At 52.8% G+C, this 16,669-nt stretch carries 12 protein-coding genes; 7 read left to right on the top strand and 5 right to left on the bottom strand.

The annotated features are described in order from the left end of the window. Positions 1 to 139 precede the first annotated feature (139 nt). The 5 genes from QGH09_01550 to dnaA form a co-directional block, all read right to left on the bottom strand. Entirely contained in the window at positions 140 to 856 is a 717-nt protein-coding gene (locus tag QGH09_01550) for a hypothetical protein (GenBank protein HJO16871.1), read from the bottom strand. Positions 857 to 937: 81 nt separating this feature from the next. Next, positions 938 to 3,427, bottom strand: a complete 2,490-nt coding sequence (gene gyrA, locus QGH09_01545; protein ID HJO16870.1) for a DNA gyrase subunit A — start codon at positions 3,425 to 3,427, stop codon at positions 938 to 940. A 59-nt stretch (positions 3,428 to 3,486) separates the two neighbouring features. After that, on the bottom strand, positions 3,487 to 6,102 hold the full coding sequence (gyrB, locus tag QGH09_01540; protein ID HJO16869.1) for a DNA topoisomerase (ATP-hydrolyzing) subunit B: 2,616 nt from the start codon (positions 6,100 to 6,102) through the stop codon (positions 3,487 to 3,489). Positions 6,103 to 6,171: 69 nt separating this feature from the next. Further along, complete coding sequence (gene dnaN / locus QGH09_01535; protein HJO16868.1) at positions 6,172 to 7,296, bottom strand: DNA polymerase III subunit beta; 1,125 nt, start codon at positions 7,294 to 7,296, stop codon at positions 6,172 to 6,174. Positions 7,297 to 7,588: 292 nt separating this feature from the next. Continuing rightward, a complete protein-coding gene (dnaA, locus tag QGH09_01530) occupies positions 7,589 to 8,920 on the bottom strand; it encodes a chromosomal replication initiator protein DnaA (protein HJO16867.1) in 1,332 nt (443 codons plus the stop codon). A gap of 456 nt (positions 8,921 to 9,376) precedes the next feature. Between dnaA and rpmH the strand changes: the two genes are divergently transcribed. The 7 genes from rpmH to rsmG all read left to right on the top strand — a co-directional run bounded on the left by rpmH (position 9,377) and on the right by rsmG (position 16,518). Then, a complete protein-coding gene (gene rpmH, locus QGH09_01525; protein HJO16866.1) occupies positions 9,377 to 9,514 on the top strand; it encodes a 50S ribosomal protein L34 in 138 nt (45 codons plus the stop codon). Positions 9,515 to 9,951: 437 nt separating this feature from the next. Beyond that, a complete protein-coding gene (gene yidD / locus QGH09_01520) occupies positions 9,952 to 10,203 on the top strand; it encodes a membrane protein insertion efficiency factor YidD (protein HJO16865.1) in 252 nt (83 codons plus the stop codon). A 10-nt stretch (positions 10,204 to 10,213) separates the two neighbouring features. After that, positions 10,214 to 11,974: a membrane protein insertase YidC gene (gene yidC / locus QGH09_01515; GenBank protein HJO16864.1), complete on the top strand. Its 1,761-nt coding sequence runs from the start codon at positions 10,214 to 10,216 to the stop codon at positions 11,972 to 11,974. Positions 11,975 to 11,977: 3 nt separating this feature from the next. Beyond that, the gene (locus tag QGH09_01510; GenBank protein HJO16863.1) at positions 11,978 to 12,445 is read left to right on the top strand and encodes a R3H domain-containing nucleic acid-binding protein; all 468 of its coding nucleotides are present in this window, start codon (positions 11,978 to 11,980) and stop codon (positions 12,443 to 12,445) included. A 51-nt stretch (positions 12,446 to 12,496) separates the two neighbouring features. Continuing rightward, entirely contained in the window at positions 12,497 to 13,870 is a 1,374-nt protein-coding gene (gene mnmE / locus QGH09_01505) for a tRNA uridine-5-carboxymethylaminomethyl(34) synthesis GTPase MnmE (protein ID HJO16862.1), read from the top strand. A 117-nt stretch (positions 13,871 to 13,987) separates the two neighbouring features. Then, complete coding sequence (mnmG, locus tag QGH09_01500) at positions 13,988 to 15,868, top strand: tRNA uridine-5-carboxymethylaminomethyl(34) synthesis enzyme MnmG (GenBank protein ID HJO16861.1); 1,881 nt, start codon at positions 13,988 to 13,990, stop codon at positions 15,866 to 15,868. Then, complete coding sequence (gene rsmG, locus QGH09_01495) at positions 15,865 to 16,518, top strand: 16S rRNA (guanine(527)-N(7))-methyltransferase RsmG (protein HJO16860.1); 654 nt, start codon at positions 15,865 to 15,867, stop codon at positions 16,516 to 16,518. Before mnmG ends, rsmG begins: the two co-directional genes overlap by 4 nt. Positions 16,519 to 16,669: the final 151 nt, after the last annotated feature.

Raw genomic sequence — 16,669 nt, 5'->3', positions numbered from 1 at the left:
GCATGGAGCACCATTCGAATCTCGATGAGCAACTTAAACCTCCGGGTCAGGACGACACGAGGGTGGTGCGGCGCCCCAGCGGACGCCGCACTGATAAGTCGAAAAGGTCGAAGTCTAAGAGTGCAGCTCGGCGCGCGATCTACCCAACTTCGTCGATAGCCGTGATGATCCAGCGCCCGCTGACCGGCGTGCCGTCGTCTCCAACAAGTTCGGCCCGCTGAATCTCGACCTCGAGCGTTTGCTGAACATCTTGCTCGTCCGGTGTGACCACATCCGCAATGATGCGGACGGTCTTTGACATAATCTCGCCGTCATACAGCGCGACGTCGATCATGTCCGTTGGGCTGTAGGTGCTACCCTCTGCCACAATGCGCCCATCGCTCAACGCCGCACGCGCATCGGAGACTTCCTGGGCATGTTGGGCCATCTCTGCGCGCCACTGTGTCCATTCTTCCTGGACCGTTCGATCGGCTCGGCGGCTTGGTGCGTTGCCCGCTTGCTCAGTTTCAAGGACCCGTTCAATCGCTTCAAGATTCTCGTCTTGGTAAGCCTGCTTCCGTTCAGAGAATTCTGACTCCGACGCCTGGCTTGCCATTAATGCTTCATTAAGCGCACGGGCGCGCATCGGCGCCGTTGTTTCTTCGGAGATGCTTTCCACCTCAAAGCTCGAGACAACGCCTCTCTCAGCAGGACTAAACGTCACCATCGAAAGATTAGCGGACGTCATGTTGTCCCGAAAGCGGGATGCGCGGAAGAAACTTGAGATCAACGTCTCCTCGGGTGGTGGACTCGAGCATCCGGCAAAGGCCGTCGTCAGAACGAAAAGTGCTAAAGCCGTGAATCGTGGCCGATGCATGTCGTCAGCCTCCTTCAATCAATGACTAGTTTTCTCGCTTCACTGGGTCGCCAACCGAGGGCGCGTGTTACGCACGATACCCTACCCCTCGTTTCCGCCCGGTTCACCCGCCTGGTTCTCATCGCGCTCATGGTCAGCGAGGCGAGCAATTGAGACTACGCGGTCGTCTTCCTCCATCTCGATCAGCCTGACACCCTGAGTCGCCCGGCCGATTGCCCGGATGCTCCAGGTCAGCATCCGGAGGATTTTGCCCTGTTTGGTCACCAACATCAACTCGTCCTCACCCCGGACGTGCTCGACGCCGACGACCTTACCGTTCCGCTCACTACTCTGGATGCTAATAATACCCACTCCACCCCTAGACTGCACGCGATATTCGGCCAATTCTGTCCGTTTTCCATAGCCATTTTCGCAGACAGTCATCAGCGCGCCACCAGGCCGAACTTCGGTCATGGCCACCACTTCATCACCGGTCCGAAGGGTGATGCCCCGAACACCGGTGGCCGGCCGGCCCATGGGTCGGACGCCCGTTTCAGTAAATCTGATCGCCATGCCGCCCTGGGTGCCCAAAAAGAGCTCTCCAGTGCCGTCAGTCGCCACCACCGCGATGACGGCATCATTAGCACCCACAGCCTGAGCGATAATGCCCCCGGCCCTTGGATGCCGGAAGGCTCGTATGTCGGTCTTCTTCACCTTGCCCTGCCGCGTGCCCATGACAATGAACCGCTCACCGTCGTTCTCGGGCCACTCGCGAACGGCGACTAGGGCGGCAACCCGCTCACCGGCCGACATCGAAACAAGGTTTGCGATCGCCTTGCCCTTTCCGGAAGGTCCAACGTCGGGAATTTCGTGGACCTTCAGCCAATATACGCGTCCACGGTTTGTGAAAATCAGGATGTAGGCATGAGTCGACGCAATGAAGAGTTGCGAGACAAAATCCTCTTCGCGCATCCGCATGCCGATTCGGCCTTTTCCACCCCGCCGCTGGTTACGGTAAGTGGCGATTGCAGTCCGCTTGATATAGCCGGTGTTCGTTACCGTAATCGCCATGTTCTCTTCAGCAATAAGATCCTCGATGCTGAGTTCACCCGTTTCGTCCACGATCTCACTCCGACGGTCGTCGCCGAACTTCTCACGCACGGCACGGAGTTCATTTAAAACGATTTCCAGCAGCAGAGCGTCACTCCCGAGTACGGACCGAAGCTGTTCGATCGTTTTCAGGAGCTCGGTCAATTCGTCAACAATCTTCTGTCGCTCAAGTCCCGTGAGGCGCTGAAGTTGCATGTCAAGAATGGCTTGAGCCTGCAGCCGGGTCAGCCTGAACTCCGACATCAGGCCTGAGCGCGCCTCCGCTGGCGCCTTCGAACCACGAATTAATTTGATAATTGCGTCAAGTTGACTGAGCGCTATCTTCAGTCCTTCGAGGATGTGAGCGCGCGCCAGCGCCTTACGCAAATCAAACTCGGTGCGACGCCGCACCACCTCACGCCTGAACTCCAAGAATTGTTCGAGCACTTCCGCAAGAGTGAGAACACGGGGACGTCCGCCGACGATGGCCAGCATGATCACGCCGAAAGTGGTTTGCAGTGGCGTGTGCTTCCAGAGATTGTTCAACACTACTTCCGGCACTTCGCCCCGCTTCAGCTCAATCACGACGCGCATTCCGTCACGGTCCGATTCGTCCCGCAAATCTGCAATTCCCTCAATGACTTTCTCACGCGCCAATCTAGCTATCTTCTCGAGCAGTCTCGCCTTGTTGACCTGGTAGGGAAGCTCGACAATAACAATCGCCGCCCGGTCGCCTCTTTGTAGTGCTTCAATGCTGGTCCTGGCACGCATTCGGATCGACCCTCGACCAGTCTGGTACGCTGACCGGATGCCACGCCGGCCGACGATATAGCCCCCGGTAGGAAAATCTGGACCAGGGATAAAAGTTAGTAGTTTGGTTAGTTTTTCTTCTTCTGTCTCACCTGGATGCTCAGCTAGCCACACAAGCCCGTCAATAATCTCTCGGAGGTTATGCGGCGGGACGTTTGTTGCCATACCGACCGCAATGCCGGCTGAGCCGTTCACTAATAAATTTGGGAAGGGCGCTGGGAGCACTGTTGGCTCCTCGGTCGTCTCATCGTAGTTAGGAACAGAATCAACGGTCTCTTTATCAAGATCGGCCATCAACTGCTCGGCGAGCGTCCGCAGTCGAGCTTCGGTGTACCGCATTGCGGCGGGTGGATCCCCGTCAATGGATCCAAAGTTCCCCTGTGAATCAATGAGCATGTACCGCATGTTGAAGTCTTGTGCCATGCGAACAAGCGTGTCGTAGATCGAGGCGTCGCCGTGGGGATGGAAGTTGCCCATCACCTCGCCCACAATCTTGGCGCACTTCCGATACCCGCGATTCGACGCTAGGCCCATGCTTCGCATGCCATACAACACGCGTCGGTGGGCGGGTTTCAGCCCGTCTCGTACATCAGGCAGCGCTCGCCCAATGATTACGCTCATGGCGTAATCCATGTACGAGCGCTTCATTTCGTCTTCGATGTTGACAGGGATTTTTGATTCGGAATCGGTCATGCGAGGTCACGCCGCCTTAACGCACGCACAGCGTACGTTGACCGCAGGCTGGGCCTGGGTCACACGTCGAGGTTTTTTACATCCAACGCGTTCTTCTTGATAAATTCGCTGCGGGGCTCTACTTTTTCGCCCATTAGTGTCTTGAACATCTCGTCGGCGGCTTCGGCGTCCTCCGCCCGCACCTGCAGCAATGTACGGGTCCCGGGCTTCATCGTCGTTGTCCAGAGCTGCTCCGCATTCATCTCACCCAGCCCCTTGTAGCGATTGATAGCAACCCCTTTTCGCCCGGCTGCAATGAAATGGTCGACTAAGTCGTCGATCGAGTCTATCTGTACCGTGCCGTCCTTGTGACTGGCTTCGCGCGACTCTGTGGCGAGGCGAGTTGCTTCGTCGAGAGGGGCGCCACCGATCTGTGTTTCGTCAGCAGTGCCGGTGGTAGCCTCGGCCACTCCATTCTCGCGGTGGCCGTTTGTACTCGAAATAGTTATTGGTCCTTCAAGGCCTCGAACCTCAGCATAGCTTGCTAGCAGTGTTCTGTACTCGCCGGTCGTGACGAACCCAGCATCCACCAAATGTTTCTTCGGGTAGCCGCTGGAGTGATCCTCGATCGCAACAGCGAAAGCATTGTGCTCTATGTCGGGGCGGACCGTGACCTTCCGCGTCGAAGTTGTTAGTTCATTCGCCAGCACAGCGAGGGCCTTTTCGTTAGTGAAGAACTCCCGGTCACGTGCGTCGCGATCCAAGAAAGCCTTAATGACAGCGCGCTCTGGCCCTCGCCGTTCGACGAGTTGAACATATTTCTGGAAGACAATGAGCTTCTGAAGAAGTGTTTCTAGTTCTACCCCGGCGATTGGCGCCGGACGGGTCGACGCTCGCACGACCCGCGATTCGGCGGCACGAGCAATTAACCAACTCTCCAATTCACGCTCGTCTTTGATGTAATGCTCACTCTTGCCACGCTTCACCCGATAGAGCGGTGGCTGTGCAATATGAACATACCCGTGGTCAATCAATTCACCCATTTTGCGGTAGAAAAACGTCAGCAACAGAGTGCGGATATGCGAGCCGTCGACATCAGCGTCGGTCATGATGATAATTCGGTGATATCGCAGTTTTTCCAAATTGAAATCATCTCCAATGTTGCAGCCAAGGGCCGCAACCATCGTCTTGATTTCATCACTGGCAAGAATCTTGTCGAGGCGGGCCTTTTCTACATTGAGGATTTTCCCTTTAATCGGCAGGATCGCCTGGAACCGACGGTCGCGGCCCTGCTTGGCCGACCCTCCCGCGGACTCCCCCTCAACAATGTAGAGCTCACTCTCGGCCGGATCACGCTCCTGGCAGTCCGCCAGCTTTCCCGGTAGTGAACTGTTGTCGAGTGCGCCCTTCCGTCGAACAAGGTCCCGTGCCTTCCGAGCCGCTTCACGAGCTCTTGCCGCTTCGACCGCCTTGTTCAGCACCCGCTTCGCTATACCAGGGTGTTCTTCAAGATAAGAACCAAGCCGCTCATTCAGGACAGTTTCAACAATCCCCTTGACCTCGGTGTTGCCGAGCTTAGTTTTTGTCTGCCCTTCGAATTGAGGCTGCGGAATCTTAACGCTAATAACTGCGGTGAGTCCCTCCCGGATGTCGTCGCCACTAATGCTCTCGGATAAATTCTTCGTCAGGCTATGTCGCGTCGCGTAGCTATTAACGGTGCGTGTAAGCGCCGACTTAAGGCCTGATAAATGTGTGCCGCCCTCGTGCGTGTTGATGTTGTTAGCAAAGGAGTACACCGTCTCCGTATAGCTATCATTCCATTGAAGCGCAATCTCGACATCTGTGCCGCCCCGGTCGCCTTTCATAAAGATAGGTCGCTCATTAACCGCTGCTTTGTTCTTATTGAGAAATGTTACAAATGACACAATGCCGCCATCATAGAGAAATTTATGATTCTTGCTCGAGCGGACATCATCGAGCGTGATTGTGACGCCGGCATTCAGAAACGCGAGTTCTCGAAGACGTTGGGACAGGGTGTCGAAACTAAACTCGACACTCTCAAAAATCTCAAAGTCTGGTTGGAATGTAACCTTGGTCCCACGGCGCTTGGTTGTTCCAGTCGCCTCAAGCTTACTGACGGCAACACCACGCTCATAGGTTTGGTGGTAGACGTTGCCGTCGCGCCAGATTTCAAGATCCAGCGTGGCAGACAGCGCGTTAACAACCGAAATGCCCACGCCGTGCAGGCCACCAGACACCTTATAACTTGAATTATCAAACTTGCCGCCAGCATGCAGGACTGTCATAACCACCTCGGCGGCCGATTTTCCACTCGCATGCTTATCAACAGGAATGCCCCGACCGTCGTCGGCTACCGTGACCGAGTTGTCCAGGTGGACCGTGACATTAATCTCGCGGCAATACCCAGCTAATGCCTCATCAATGGAATTGTCGACAACCTCATAAACAAGATGGTGGAGACCTACGGCACCCGTGGAACCAACATACATCGCCGGCCGTTTCCTGACGGCCTTAAGGCCCTCTAAAACCTTAATTTTCTTGGCATCATAGGAATCAACCAGACCTCCATTATCAAAAGGCTTAGCAGCGCTATTTGGATGGATCGGTTCTTTAGCGATTGGGGTAACAGCTTCTAGTGAAGACTGTTTGGGCGGGGTGTTTTTTTGTTCCACCATGTGTGCGACGCCGAAAACAAACTAAGTGAACTTCAATTACAAAAAGGAGCTGGGGTTCTAAATGGTTAGCTATATGCGCATTGGCATAATCACATAGGTGTAGTTGTAGCCCTCTAACCCAACTGGTTGCATTACCGCCTGGGTTGTCTCGTCTTTAAATTCAAAACGAATACTGTCAGTCTCAACCTCTCTTAAGAAATCGAGTATGTATTTAGCGTTTAAACAAATTTGTACGCTGTCACCTGTGTATTGAACGTCCAGCTCCTCGCTTGCTTCCCCAACATCTGGGGTGTTGGAGGTAATCTCAACCTTATTCTTGTTTATTTGAATTTTTACAGCTTGCGAGCGGTCGTTCGATAAAACCGCAACCCGTTTAATGGCGGCCGCCAAGCGATCGTTGTCAAACTCCACCACTTTGTCGTTGCCTTTTGGAATCACTCGCTCGTAAGCTGGAAATTGCCCATCAATCATCCTAGAAATCAACACTCGGTCCCCAACTTCAAAAAAGAGGTGGTTTTCGCTTTGTTGATAGCCAATTTCTTTAACATCGTCGGTTAACAATTTGGCCAGTTCGGTTAGGGTTTTCTTTGGCAAAATTACCCTCGGGGCCTCGCCTTTACCCTTCTTTGTTTTACCGCCACTTTTCTGCTTGCCAGTGATAAGAGCTAAGCGGTGACCATCGGTTGCAACCAGGGTCAGTTCGTCCGCAGTGAAATAGAACAGTGCGCCATTAAGGAAATACCGCGTATCCTCACTGGTGATCGCAAACTTGGTCCTTGTGATTAAGTTCCGAAGTGTTTGCCCTGGGAGTTTTAAGGTTTCCTTGTTATCCGCTTTGGGTAGTGTTGGGAAGTCCTGGCGCGGCAACGTTCTTATTCTGGATTCAAAATTGTCGGCCGAGACGTTAACTGCGCCTTGCCCTTCCTCGCGAATTGTGATGTTTGTGTCAGGTAATGCCTGAACAATTTCAAATAATTTTTTTGCTGGTAGGGTAAGTGTTCCGCCTTTTTTTACTTTAGCTGAGAAGCGCACGTCCAGCGCAACTTCCAAGTCGGTTGCCACCATTCTGGCCTTATCACCCTCGGCTTCGAGTAAAACATTTGCCAAAACGGGAATAGTGTTCTTCCTCTCCACAATTCCTTGAAAAAGCTGGAGTTCGTGAAAGAATTCTTTTTTGCGAACAACTAAATCCATGCTTCTAAAGACCTCATGTTTGGATATCATCGATCCGAAACTGGCGAGACCAACATAATCTCTCTTACTAAAAAGAGATCATGAAGTAACAAAATTATATAAGAATAAAGTGTGTGTTGATACTGTTATTTTTAATGCCTAATCCTTTAAAATCAACAGGTTAGACAACACCACAGGAATAGGAAAAAACAGGTCTTTTTGGTTAATTTATTGTGGAGGAAAAGGGGCCACCAAAGGAACTAGGGAGCAATCTAGGACCCCTGTGGATACTGGCTGGAAACTGTTGATAACACTACTTCAAGGATTCTATAAGGTTGTTGATAACCATGTTGAAATCCCCATCGTGCTTACGCTGTGCTTCAACTTTTTTAATTGAATGAATTACGGTCGAGTGGTGTTTTCCACCAAAACTCCGGCCAATTTCCGGCAACGAAGCACTGGTTAGAGATTTACATAAATACATTGCAATTTGTCTTGGTCCAGAAATCGACTTTGAACTGTTCCGAGATTTTAATTCGGCCAACCTGAGCTTATAGTAGTCAGCGACAGCCTTTTGGATGATTTCAATTGTGACAGCTCGGTCGCCGTGCGCTAAAACATTTCTCAAAACGTCTTGGGCCAGCGGCACGGAAATCTCGTGTCCAGTGAGCGATGCATACGCGATTAAACGAACGAGCGACCCCTCAAGCTCGCGAACATTCGATTTGATCTTGCCGGCGATATAGATAGCTACGTTATCAGGCAGGGGGACAGATTCAGCATCTGCCTTCTTTTTAAGAATAGCAACCTTGGTTTCCAGGTCTGGCGCTTGGATATCAACAATAAGCCCCCACTCGAAGCGTGACCTTAATCGTTCTTCTAGTGAGGGGATTTGGTGAGGGGGGTAGTCACTACTTATAACAATTTGCTTTTGGAGGTCATAAAGGGAGTTAAATGTATGAAAAAACTCGGTTTGCGTCCCCTCCTTGCCAGCCATAAACTGGACATCATCAACAAGAAGAACATCAACGCTGCGATAACGTTCTCGGAACTCAAGGATGCTATCAAAGCGCACGGCATTGATCATTTCATTCATAAACCGTTCTGATGAGATGTAAGTGAGCTTCAGTCGCGGGTTGTGTTCAAGTACAAAATGGCCAATCGCATGCATTAGGTGCGTTTTACCAAGCCCCACACCACCGTATATATAGAGGGGGTTATATGAGCGGGACGGTGCTTCAGCGACGGCCCGACATGCAGCGTGGGCAAATTGATTTGATGGACCAACAATAAAAGCATCGAAAGAATAGCGGGGGTTTAAGCCAGTCGCTGAAGGACTAGTTTTCATGTCGGTGGTTGGCTGAGGTGGCACGTCCTGAGGAGGCCTGCTGGCCTGACCCTTTCCCTCATCGGTCACAAACGAGATTGTAGTGGAGGAACGATTGACCTCGTCTAGCGCTTCAGAAATGACACCTTTGTAATGTTTTGTTAGCCAGTCTTTGACCAGCTTGTTTCTAACCTTTACTTGAATTACCTCTCCAGAGTCGTCTATGAAAGTAGTCGGTTTAAACCAAGTGTAGAAACTGTGTTGGTTTATCTTGGTTTCTATCCGTCCCAATGCCTGGTCCCAAACACTGTCACTCATCAGCAAAATCCAATCCAAGTTGCTTGGAGCGGTGTTTTATGACTGGCCACATTTGATAAGCTGAGGACACCCTTATTCGGCCAATTTCTAATAAACCTAAGTAAAACAACGATTTCTTCCACATTTTTTTCCACACCTGTGGAAATTCTTGTCAAATGAACCACGCAAATAATTGAAAACGAGGACTTTAGCACATAGATGCCACCTAGCCAAACGTCTAGAATATTGAACACTTTCAATAATATCTAGGGACCTTTTTCCAACATTTGCACGTTTTGACATCTCTAGTGAATAATTTCACAATATTAACCCAACCAAGGCAGATTGCCCCTCCTTCGGCTACTGTAGCGGGAACCATTCACAAACGAGTTGGCTGCATTGACACTGATTAAGCGCCTCCACTACCATTAAGGTTTCTCAGCTGTTCATCAGGCGCAACCGGGGAGCAAAGGGTTAGTGAAGCGCACGTTCCAGCCAAACCGTCGACACCGTCGACGAACTCACGGATTTCTCGTGCGGATGGCCACGAAAGCCGGGCGCCGGATTTTGAAACGTCGTCGTGCAAAGGGTCGGAAGCGCCTTGCAGCTTTCTGACAATCGCGATTCCGTAATTCCGATCGAATCACAGGTTACCCTGAAGGGTCATCAGTCTTAGCCTACCCGCGGCGCCAGAGTCCAACCAGTGCTACAGACGCTCAAGCGTAACGAGCGAATCAAACGCCGACCGGAATACCAGCGGATCCAGAAGAACGGGATTCGGACACATGGCCGGTACCTAACTCTTCTTATTTTGCCTAACGACTTGTCGAGGAGCAGGCTTGGAATCACAGCGTCGAGACGTCTTGGTGGCGCGGTGTTACGGAACCGCGCAAAACGTCTTGCACGGGAGCTCTTTCGAAGGACAAAGGCAAACATTGGACTGGATGTTGTCGTCCTACCGCGACGTGAGTTCCCGAACACTGATTTTGCAAGCCTGGAGTCAGACTATCGCTCGACCTTAGCTCGACACGAGCGTCACCAAAGATGACGATATGGTGAATCGGTTAATCACGGCACTACTGATTGGGCTGCTCCGCGTATACAAGGTGACATTCTCACCACTTTTCACGGGCACCTGCAGGTTCACACCGTCATGCTCGACCTATGCGGCCGAAGCCGTAACGCGCCATGGTCCGTGGCGAGGACTTCTACTTGCAGGCTGGAGGCTGGTTCGTTGTCAACCGCTCACCCCGGGTGGATACGACCCTATTCCGGCGAAGCGTTCACGACGGGTCGAGTCCTGATTAGCTATCGATGGAAAAAAGAGTCTTACTCGCCGTTTTTCTCTCATTCCTGGTGTTATTCGTGTACCAGAGCCTGATAGTACCCCCCGCTCAATTACCGGATGATGAGACTGTATCCACAGAGACAAGGTCGACTGGTTTACGCGACCTTTCACCTGTTGAGCCCCAGGCGCCGATTATTGAAACGCCGCCCTCCACAGAACCACCACAAACGACCGATGCATCGGGCGCAGTAGGGGTGTCTACTGTTATCGCTGATGAGACTCCGCGAGATATCGTTGTTGAAACCGAACAAGTGATAGCAACTTTCTCTAACAGGGGCGGCGTACTGAAAAGTTGGCAGCTGAAAGAGTATTTAGAGGACTCCGGTGAGTCAAATGAGCTAGTGCCGGTTCTAGACGACCAAGAAGCACCGCTTCCGTTTACCCTCGAGGTTGCTGACGAACAGCTGAACGTTCAGTTACGCGAGGCATTGTTTCGGCCAAGTGCTGGGTCGTTACAGGTAGGAGCAGCGCCACGGTCATTAGTCTTTGAGTACGAAGACAGCGGTGGCCTACAAGTTCGTAAGGAGTACCGCTTCGATCCCCAAAACGAGCCGTTCGTGGTTCGCTTCAGCGCCAGCGTGAGGACTTCTAGAGGCGCAGTAAATCCGGTAGTGCGATGGGGTCCCGGGCTGGGCAGCAGCACCGGTGGCGGGTTCGGCTTCACTTATAGCCAGGCGTCGCAGGCGATCTTTTTTCAAGAGGAAGAGGTCTCTCGACTGGACAGCTCAGACCTGGAAGAGACGCCTGCCTACGAAGGCACTTTCGGGTTTGTCGGTGTTGACGACCACTATTTTCTGTCGGCGGCGTTGCCTGATACCAACCCAGCACAAGTTAATTATCGGCCAGTAACGCTGGGTTCCGGCGACGACCAGGTTGTGCTAATAGATTACTCCCTACAGTTTGCCGAACCGCCCACCGAAACCCGCTTCTATATGGGGCCAAAAGATTTTGACATTCTCGGCATCATCGATGGCGAACTTGTGCAAGCCGTGCACTTTGGCTTTTTTTCGTGGTTGGTCGTTCCACTGCATCGTTCGCTCAAGTGGGTGTATGGCCATGTTGGGAACTACGGGTGGTCGATCATCATTCTTACCATCATGATCAATGCCGCCATGTTTCCCTTGCGTCACAAAAGCGTCGTGTCGATGCGTAAGATGCAAGAGTTGCAGCCAGAAATTAAATCCATTCAGGATCGCTACAAAGGTCTAAAGGCCACCGACCCGGCTAAACAGAAAATGAATCAGGAGCTAATGGGTTTGTATCGCGACCGCGGAGTAAACCCCGCAAGCGGCTGTTTGCCGATGTTGGCGACGATGCCGGTTTTGTTTGCGTTTTATTCATTACTATCAGTCGCTATCGAAATCCGAGACGCTCCGTTTATGTTTTGGATTCAAGACCTTGCGAAGCCTGATCCGCTGTATGTCACTCCTTTACTGATGGGCGTGACGATGATGGCGCAGCAACGAATGACACCATCAACGGCAGATGCGACTCAGCAGAAGGTAATGATGGTGATGCCGGTCGTCTTCACGTTTATGTTCTTGGGGGCACCGAGCGGATTGGTCCTGTACTGGCTCGTAAGTAATCTGTGGGGCGTGGGGCAACAAGTGGTGACCAATCGGATTATCGGCCCGCCGAAGGTGCACACGGTCAGGCCGCCCGCTGAACGTCGAACCAAAAAAGCGAAGGTGAAAAAGAAGGGCTCACGTGAGCACGGGGGCGGCTAGACGATGAACGCAGATACGGAACTGAAAACTCGAGTGCAAGATCTGGTCAAAGAGGTTCTGTTAAACCTTGCTCTCCCACTAGAACCGGTGGTTGAAGAGCACGACGATTGCCTGCGCATACGACTTGATGGTGACGGGGGCGAGGTGTTGTTGGAAAAACGCGCTGCTGCACTTGACGCGCTACAACATGTCATGAACTCCGTTTTTCGTCACGAGCTTCCTGACCGCCACCGCGTTGTCGTCGACTATCGTGATTTTAGGCAGGGCCAAGACGAGGAGTTGCGGCAAACGGCTCGGTTGCTCGCTGACCGTGCGAAGCAAACGGGTGAGGCGCAGGAACTTGGACCATTGAATGCCTACGCACGGCGTATCGTGCACTTGGCCATTGCCGAGGAGCCGGACGTGGACTCTGAGAGCATTGGTGACGCTTTGCTCAAGACGATTAGTATTACAGTCAAGGGGAGTGGTTAACGCCGGGCGCCACCCCGCCACCATTCGCCCACCAGCGGGCATATCCATCCCGTGTTTAACACCGACGACACAATCGTCGCCATTGCGACCCCACCGGGACGCGGTGGCATTGGTATTGTCCGCCTAAGTGGCCCAAATGCCCAGTCGATTGCTGGGGCGCTGCTGGGGAACCGCGCGCGGCTTAAACCACGCACGGCGACACTCGCGACGCTCGAGGAGATTGCCAGTGATAATGACACGGAACGGATCGATCAGGTACTAGCCACTTCTTTCCCGGGCCCAGCGTCCTACACCGGTGACGACGTTGTCGAACTAAGCGCGCATGGGAGCCCAGTGGTGCTCGAAGCGATCGTTGAGGCCGCAATGCGTTCCGGTGCTCGGTTAGCCGAACCAGGGGAGTTTACGCTTCGCGGTTTCCTCAACGGGCGTATAGACCTCGTACAGGCTGAGGCAGTCGCTGACTTGGTTGACTCCGTTACACCACTGCAGGCTCGACTAGCTTACGATCAATTAGAGGGCACACTTAGTACTGAAATAAAAGCGATCGACGCGACCCTCTTCGACTTGATCGCTGGCCTCGAAGCCTCGCTCGACTTTCCCGAGGAGGGCTACCATTTTATCGACCGACGGAAAACGGTTACGGCGATCGTCGACATTGGCGCCCGAATAAGCGGATTGCTCGCAGGTGGGCGTCGCGGTCGGGTGATTCGTGAGGGTAGGCAAGTCGCAATTATTGGGAGCCCAAACACGGGGAAGTCCAGCATTTTCAATGGTCTTGTGGGTGCCGGTCGGGCAATTGTCACCGACGTGGCCGGCACGACGCGCGACCTTGTCACTGAAACAATTGATGTGTGCGGTGTCCCTGTTCGATTGGTAGACACTGCCGGGATACGAGAAACAGGCGATGCGGTTGAAATCGAAGGCGTGCTCCGCGCTCGTTCAGTAATGGCGGTGGCCGACCTTTCCCTCCTAGTCTTCGACCAATCCCGTCCATTTGACAACAGCGACCTTCAGTTGCTCGAGGAAACTTCGTCGTGCCAGCGATTAATCGTTGCCAATAAAGACGACCTGCCGTTGGCGTGGGCGTCAGATCCATTCACCGCGGTGTCCAGTCGCATCGTGAAGGCTACGGCCACGACAGAAGCCGGTCTTGAAGCTCTTCGAGAGGCGCTAACGGCCGAGCTGGCTGCCGAGGAACCGCGCCGCGACTCACCAGCGATCACAAACACTCGGCATCTTGACCTGCTGGAACGAGCGCGCGGTGAACTCGACCAAGCCGCACAGGCTGTTTCCACAGAGATATCGGAAGAATTCGTGCTCGCTGACCTACAGCGAGCACGCGCGATCGTGGAAGAGATTACTGGCCAACGCACCACCGAAGATCTTCTGCAGCACATCTTCAAGCGGTTCTGCATCGGTAAGTAGATTCTGTAGTCTTTGTCACAGTGATACAGTTGCCGTCGTTCATCTCAACAGTCTCTATGTCAATGCTAGAGACCTAACCCGATGAGGTTTCTGGAAACTCGTTATCTCTAAATTTCGATGTCGTACTACGACCTGGTCATCGTTGGCGCAGGACATGCAGGATGTGAAGCGGCGCGAGCTGCAGCGCGCATGGGGCGGCGGGTGGGCCTATGCACGCTCTCGCGCGAAACTGTGGCGACGATGTCCTGCAACCCGGCGATTGGCGGTACTGCGAAAGGTCATCTGGTGCGCGAGATTGATGCCCTTGGTGGTCTCATGGGGGAGGCAATTGACGCAACCGGAATTCAGTTCAAATTACTAAATCGAAGTCGTGGACCGGCTGTCCGGTCGCCTCGCGCCCAGGCCGACAAACAAAGGTACTCTCGTTGGGTTCTAGCGTCCCTCGAGCGCGAACCACGAATTGAGTGGATCTTTGGCGCGGCTGCCGAAATCGTGGTTCGCAACAACGCTGTTCGAGGACTACGGATGGCAGATGGTCGATTACTGATCTGTCAGGCACTGGTGGTCACTGCTGGCACGTTTCTCAATGGTCTAATTCATATTGGGCGGGAGCAACGTCCTGCTGGCCGGTACGGCGAACTGCCGTCGACCGCCCTCGCCGAGTCGTTGAAGCGATTGGAGTTTCGCTGGGGGCGGCTCAAGACTGGCACGCCGCCCCGCTTACATCGCGACACGATCGAATGGGATCGTGTGGAAGTGACGCGCGGGGATGATCAGCCGACTCCGTTTTCATTCATGACTGATCGGATTAGGAATCCGCAAATCAACTGTTACCTCGTACACACCAACGAAAAAGTTCACGCTTTGGTCCGCACACATCTTGACGACTCCCCTTTATTCAACGGACAAATCCAAGGAATCGGTCCGCGTTACTGCCCGTCACTTGAGGACAAGGTTGTGAGGTTTCCCGACCGAGAACGCCATCAAGTCTTTCTTGAACCCGAAGGGATTGATGTCGAACAGATTTATGTAAACGGGATGTCGATGTGTTTGCCGCGTGAGGTCCAAAGGGCGATCATCAGGAATCTGCCGGGCCTCGAGGCTGCTACGTTGCTGCGACCTGGCTATGCGGTCGAGTACGATTTCATCCAGCCAACTGAGCTTCGGCCGAGTCTAGAGACCAAACGACTTAACAATCTTTACCTAGCAGGACAGGTAAACGGGACCTCAGGGTATGAAGAAGCGGCGGGTCAAGGATTAATAGCTGGCATCAACGCCGCACGCACCATCGCAGGGGATGAGCCCCTCGTGCTCCGTCGTGATGAGGCATATTTGGCCGTGATGATTGACGACCTCACTACGCAGGGGTGCCTCGAGCCTTACCGCCTGTTTACCTCACGGGCCGAACATCGGTTGCTTCTTCGAACCGACAACGCGGACCTGCGACTTACCCAACACGGGTGGAACATCGGCCTCGTTACAAAAAAACGATGGGAGCGATTCGTTGGTCGTCGGCGACGTTTTGAGCAGAATCTTAAGACTTTGAGAAAGACAACGGTTACGTTACCAGACGGTTGTCGTGTTCGCGCCTCTGAGGCCATTCGTCGTCCACAACTCAGACTCAAATCATTGATTGATAGCGGCGAGATAGAACTTAAAGGCGAAGAAAATACGAAGATAATAGATCTGGCGACTGTGGAGACTGAAATCAAGTATGAGGGTTATCTCAAACGTCAGATGGCTGCTGTGGAGCGAGAGCAACAACAAGCAGAATGCGAAATTCCCCGAGGGTTCATTTACGCGAAGATCCCAGGTTTGTCGACAGAAGTCATCGAAAGGCTTACGCAGACTTTGCCGACAACACTCGGTCAGGCCCGTCGAATTCCTGGTATGACACCAGCCGCGATCGCAATTCTTGGTAGCCTACTTTTTAGTGGTAGTAAGAGAACTTGGGGGAAAGATAAGACAAGACCGCGATATCATGCATGTCGGCCATGAGCGCAAAGGAACCGATTCTAAGGCTCGAGCGCCTAGCCGCTCAATCAGGGCTTCGGCTCAACGGTGAACAGGCTGAAAATCTGAGGGCCTACCTGGCTCTCTTAGCCCGCTGGAACTCAACGGTCAACCTAACCTCCAGCGTCGACACTGACTCGTCGCTGAAAAGATTGATCATCGAGCCTTTAATTGCGGCGAAAGTAATCCCAGGTGGCGAGCTGAGCCTCCTCGATGTAGGTTCCGGTAACGGTTCCCCAGCCATCCCAATCAAGCTATTTAGGCCAAATCTCCACCTTACAATGGTTGAATCAAAAACAAGGAAATCAGCCTTTCTTCGGGAGGCCTTGAGGACACTTGACCTGAAGGATTCAAAGGTTGAAACGGTTCGTTGGGAGGATTTACTACTTCGTAAAGACCTGCTCGAGTCGATGGCCTTTGTGAGCGTAAGGGCTATCGGTGTAGACAGGGCCTCACTTAACAAGCTTCAGAGTTTCCTGCAATATGAGGGAAAGATGCTTCTGTTTGAAAGCAGCGGCAAAACGAAAGAGTCAAGGTCGCTCAGCCCCCCACTTGTTTTGAGGCAAACTGTTCAACTCGTTGAATCACTTGGAAGTCGATTAGTCGTGCTTCAGAAGGAAAAAGTTTCAAGATAGCTGACGAATATCTCGCGCAAGCTGTTTCACGTGAAACATGGTTAGTGAAAGCAGAAGTCTCAAAGGTGACTGTTTCACGTGAAACAGCTTGACCAAACAAGCCTCTGGACGTATCCTAATCTAGAAGTTTTGTATTATAGGTCATTTAACA

The organism is Vicinamibacterales bacterium (assembly GCA_036012125.1).
GTDB lineage: Bacteria > Acidobacteriota > Vicinamibacteria > Vicinamibacterales > UBA823 > UBA11600.
The sequence above is the reverse complement of the archived record's forward strand: the minus strand, read 5'-3'. Positions and strand labels throughout refer to the sequence as shown.

Coding starts and splice junctions, on each gene's coding strand:
- QGH09_01550 (HJO16871.1), bottom strand. CDS start 856: ATGCATCGGCCACGATTCACGGCTTTAGCACTTTTCGTTCTGACGACG.
- gyrA (HJO16870.1), bottom strand. CDS start 3,427: ATGACCGATTCCGAATCAAAAATCCCTGTCAACATCGAAGACGAAATG.
- gyrB (HJO16869.1), bottom strand. CDS start 6,102: ATGGTGGAACAAAAAAACACCCCGCCCAAACAGTCTTCACTAGAAGCT.
- dnaN (HJO16868.1), bottom strand. CDS start 7,296: ATGGATTTAGTTGTTCGCAAAAAAGAATTCTTTCACGAACTCCAGCTT.
- dnaA (HJO16867.1), bottom strand. CDS start 8,920: ATGAGTGACAGTGTTTGGGACCAGGCATTGGGACGGATAGAAACCAAG.
- yidD (HJO16865.1), top strand. CDS start 9,952: ATGGTGAATCGGTTAATCACGGCACTACTGATTGGGCTGCTCCGCGTA.
- yidC (HJO16864.1), top strand. CDS start 10,214: ATGGAAAAAAGAGTCTTACTCGCCGTTTTTCTCTCATTCCTGGTGTTA.
- QGH09_01510 (HJO16863.1), top strand. CDS start 11,978: ATGAACGCAGATACGGAACTGAAAACTCGAGTGCAAGATCTGGTCAAA.
- mnmG (HJO16861.1), top strand. CDS start 13,988: ATGTCGTACTACGACCTGGTCATCGTTGGCGCAGGACATGCAGGATGT.
- rsmG (HJO16860.1), top strand. CDS start 15,865: ATGAGCGCAAAGGAACCGATTCTAAGGCTCGAGCGCCTAGCCGCTCAA.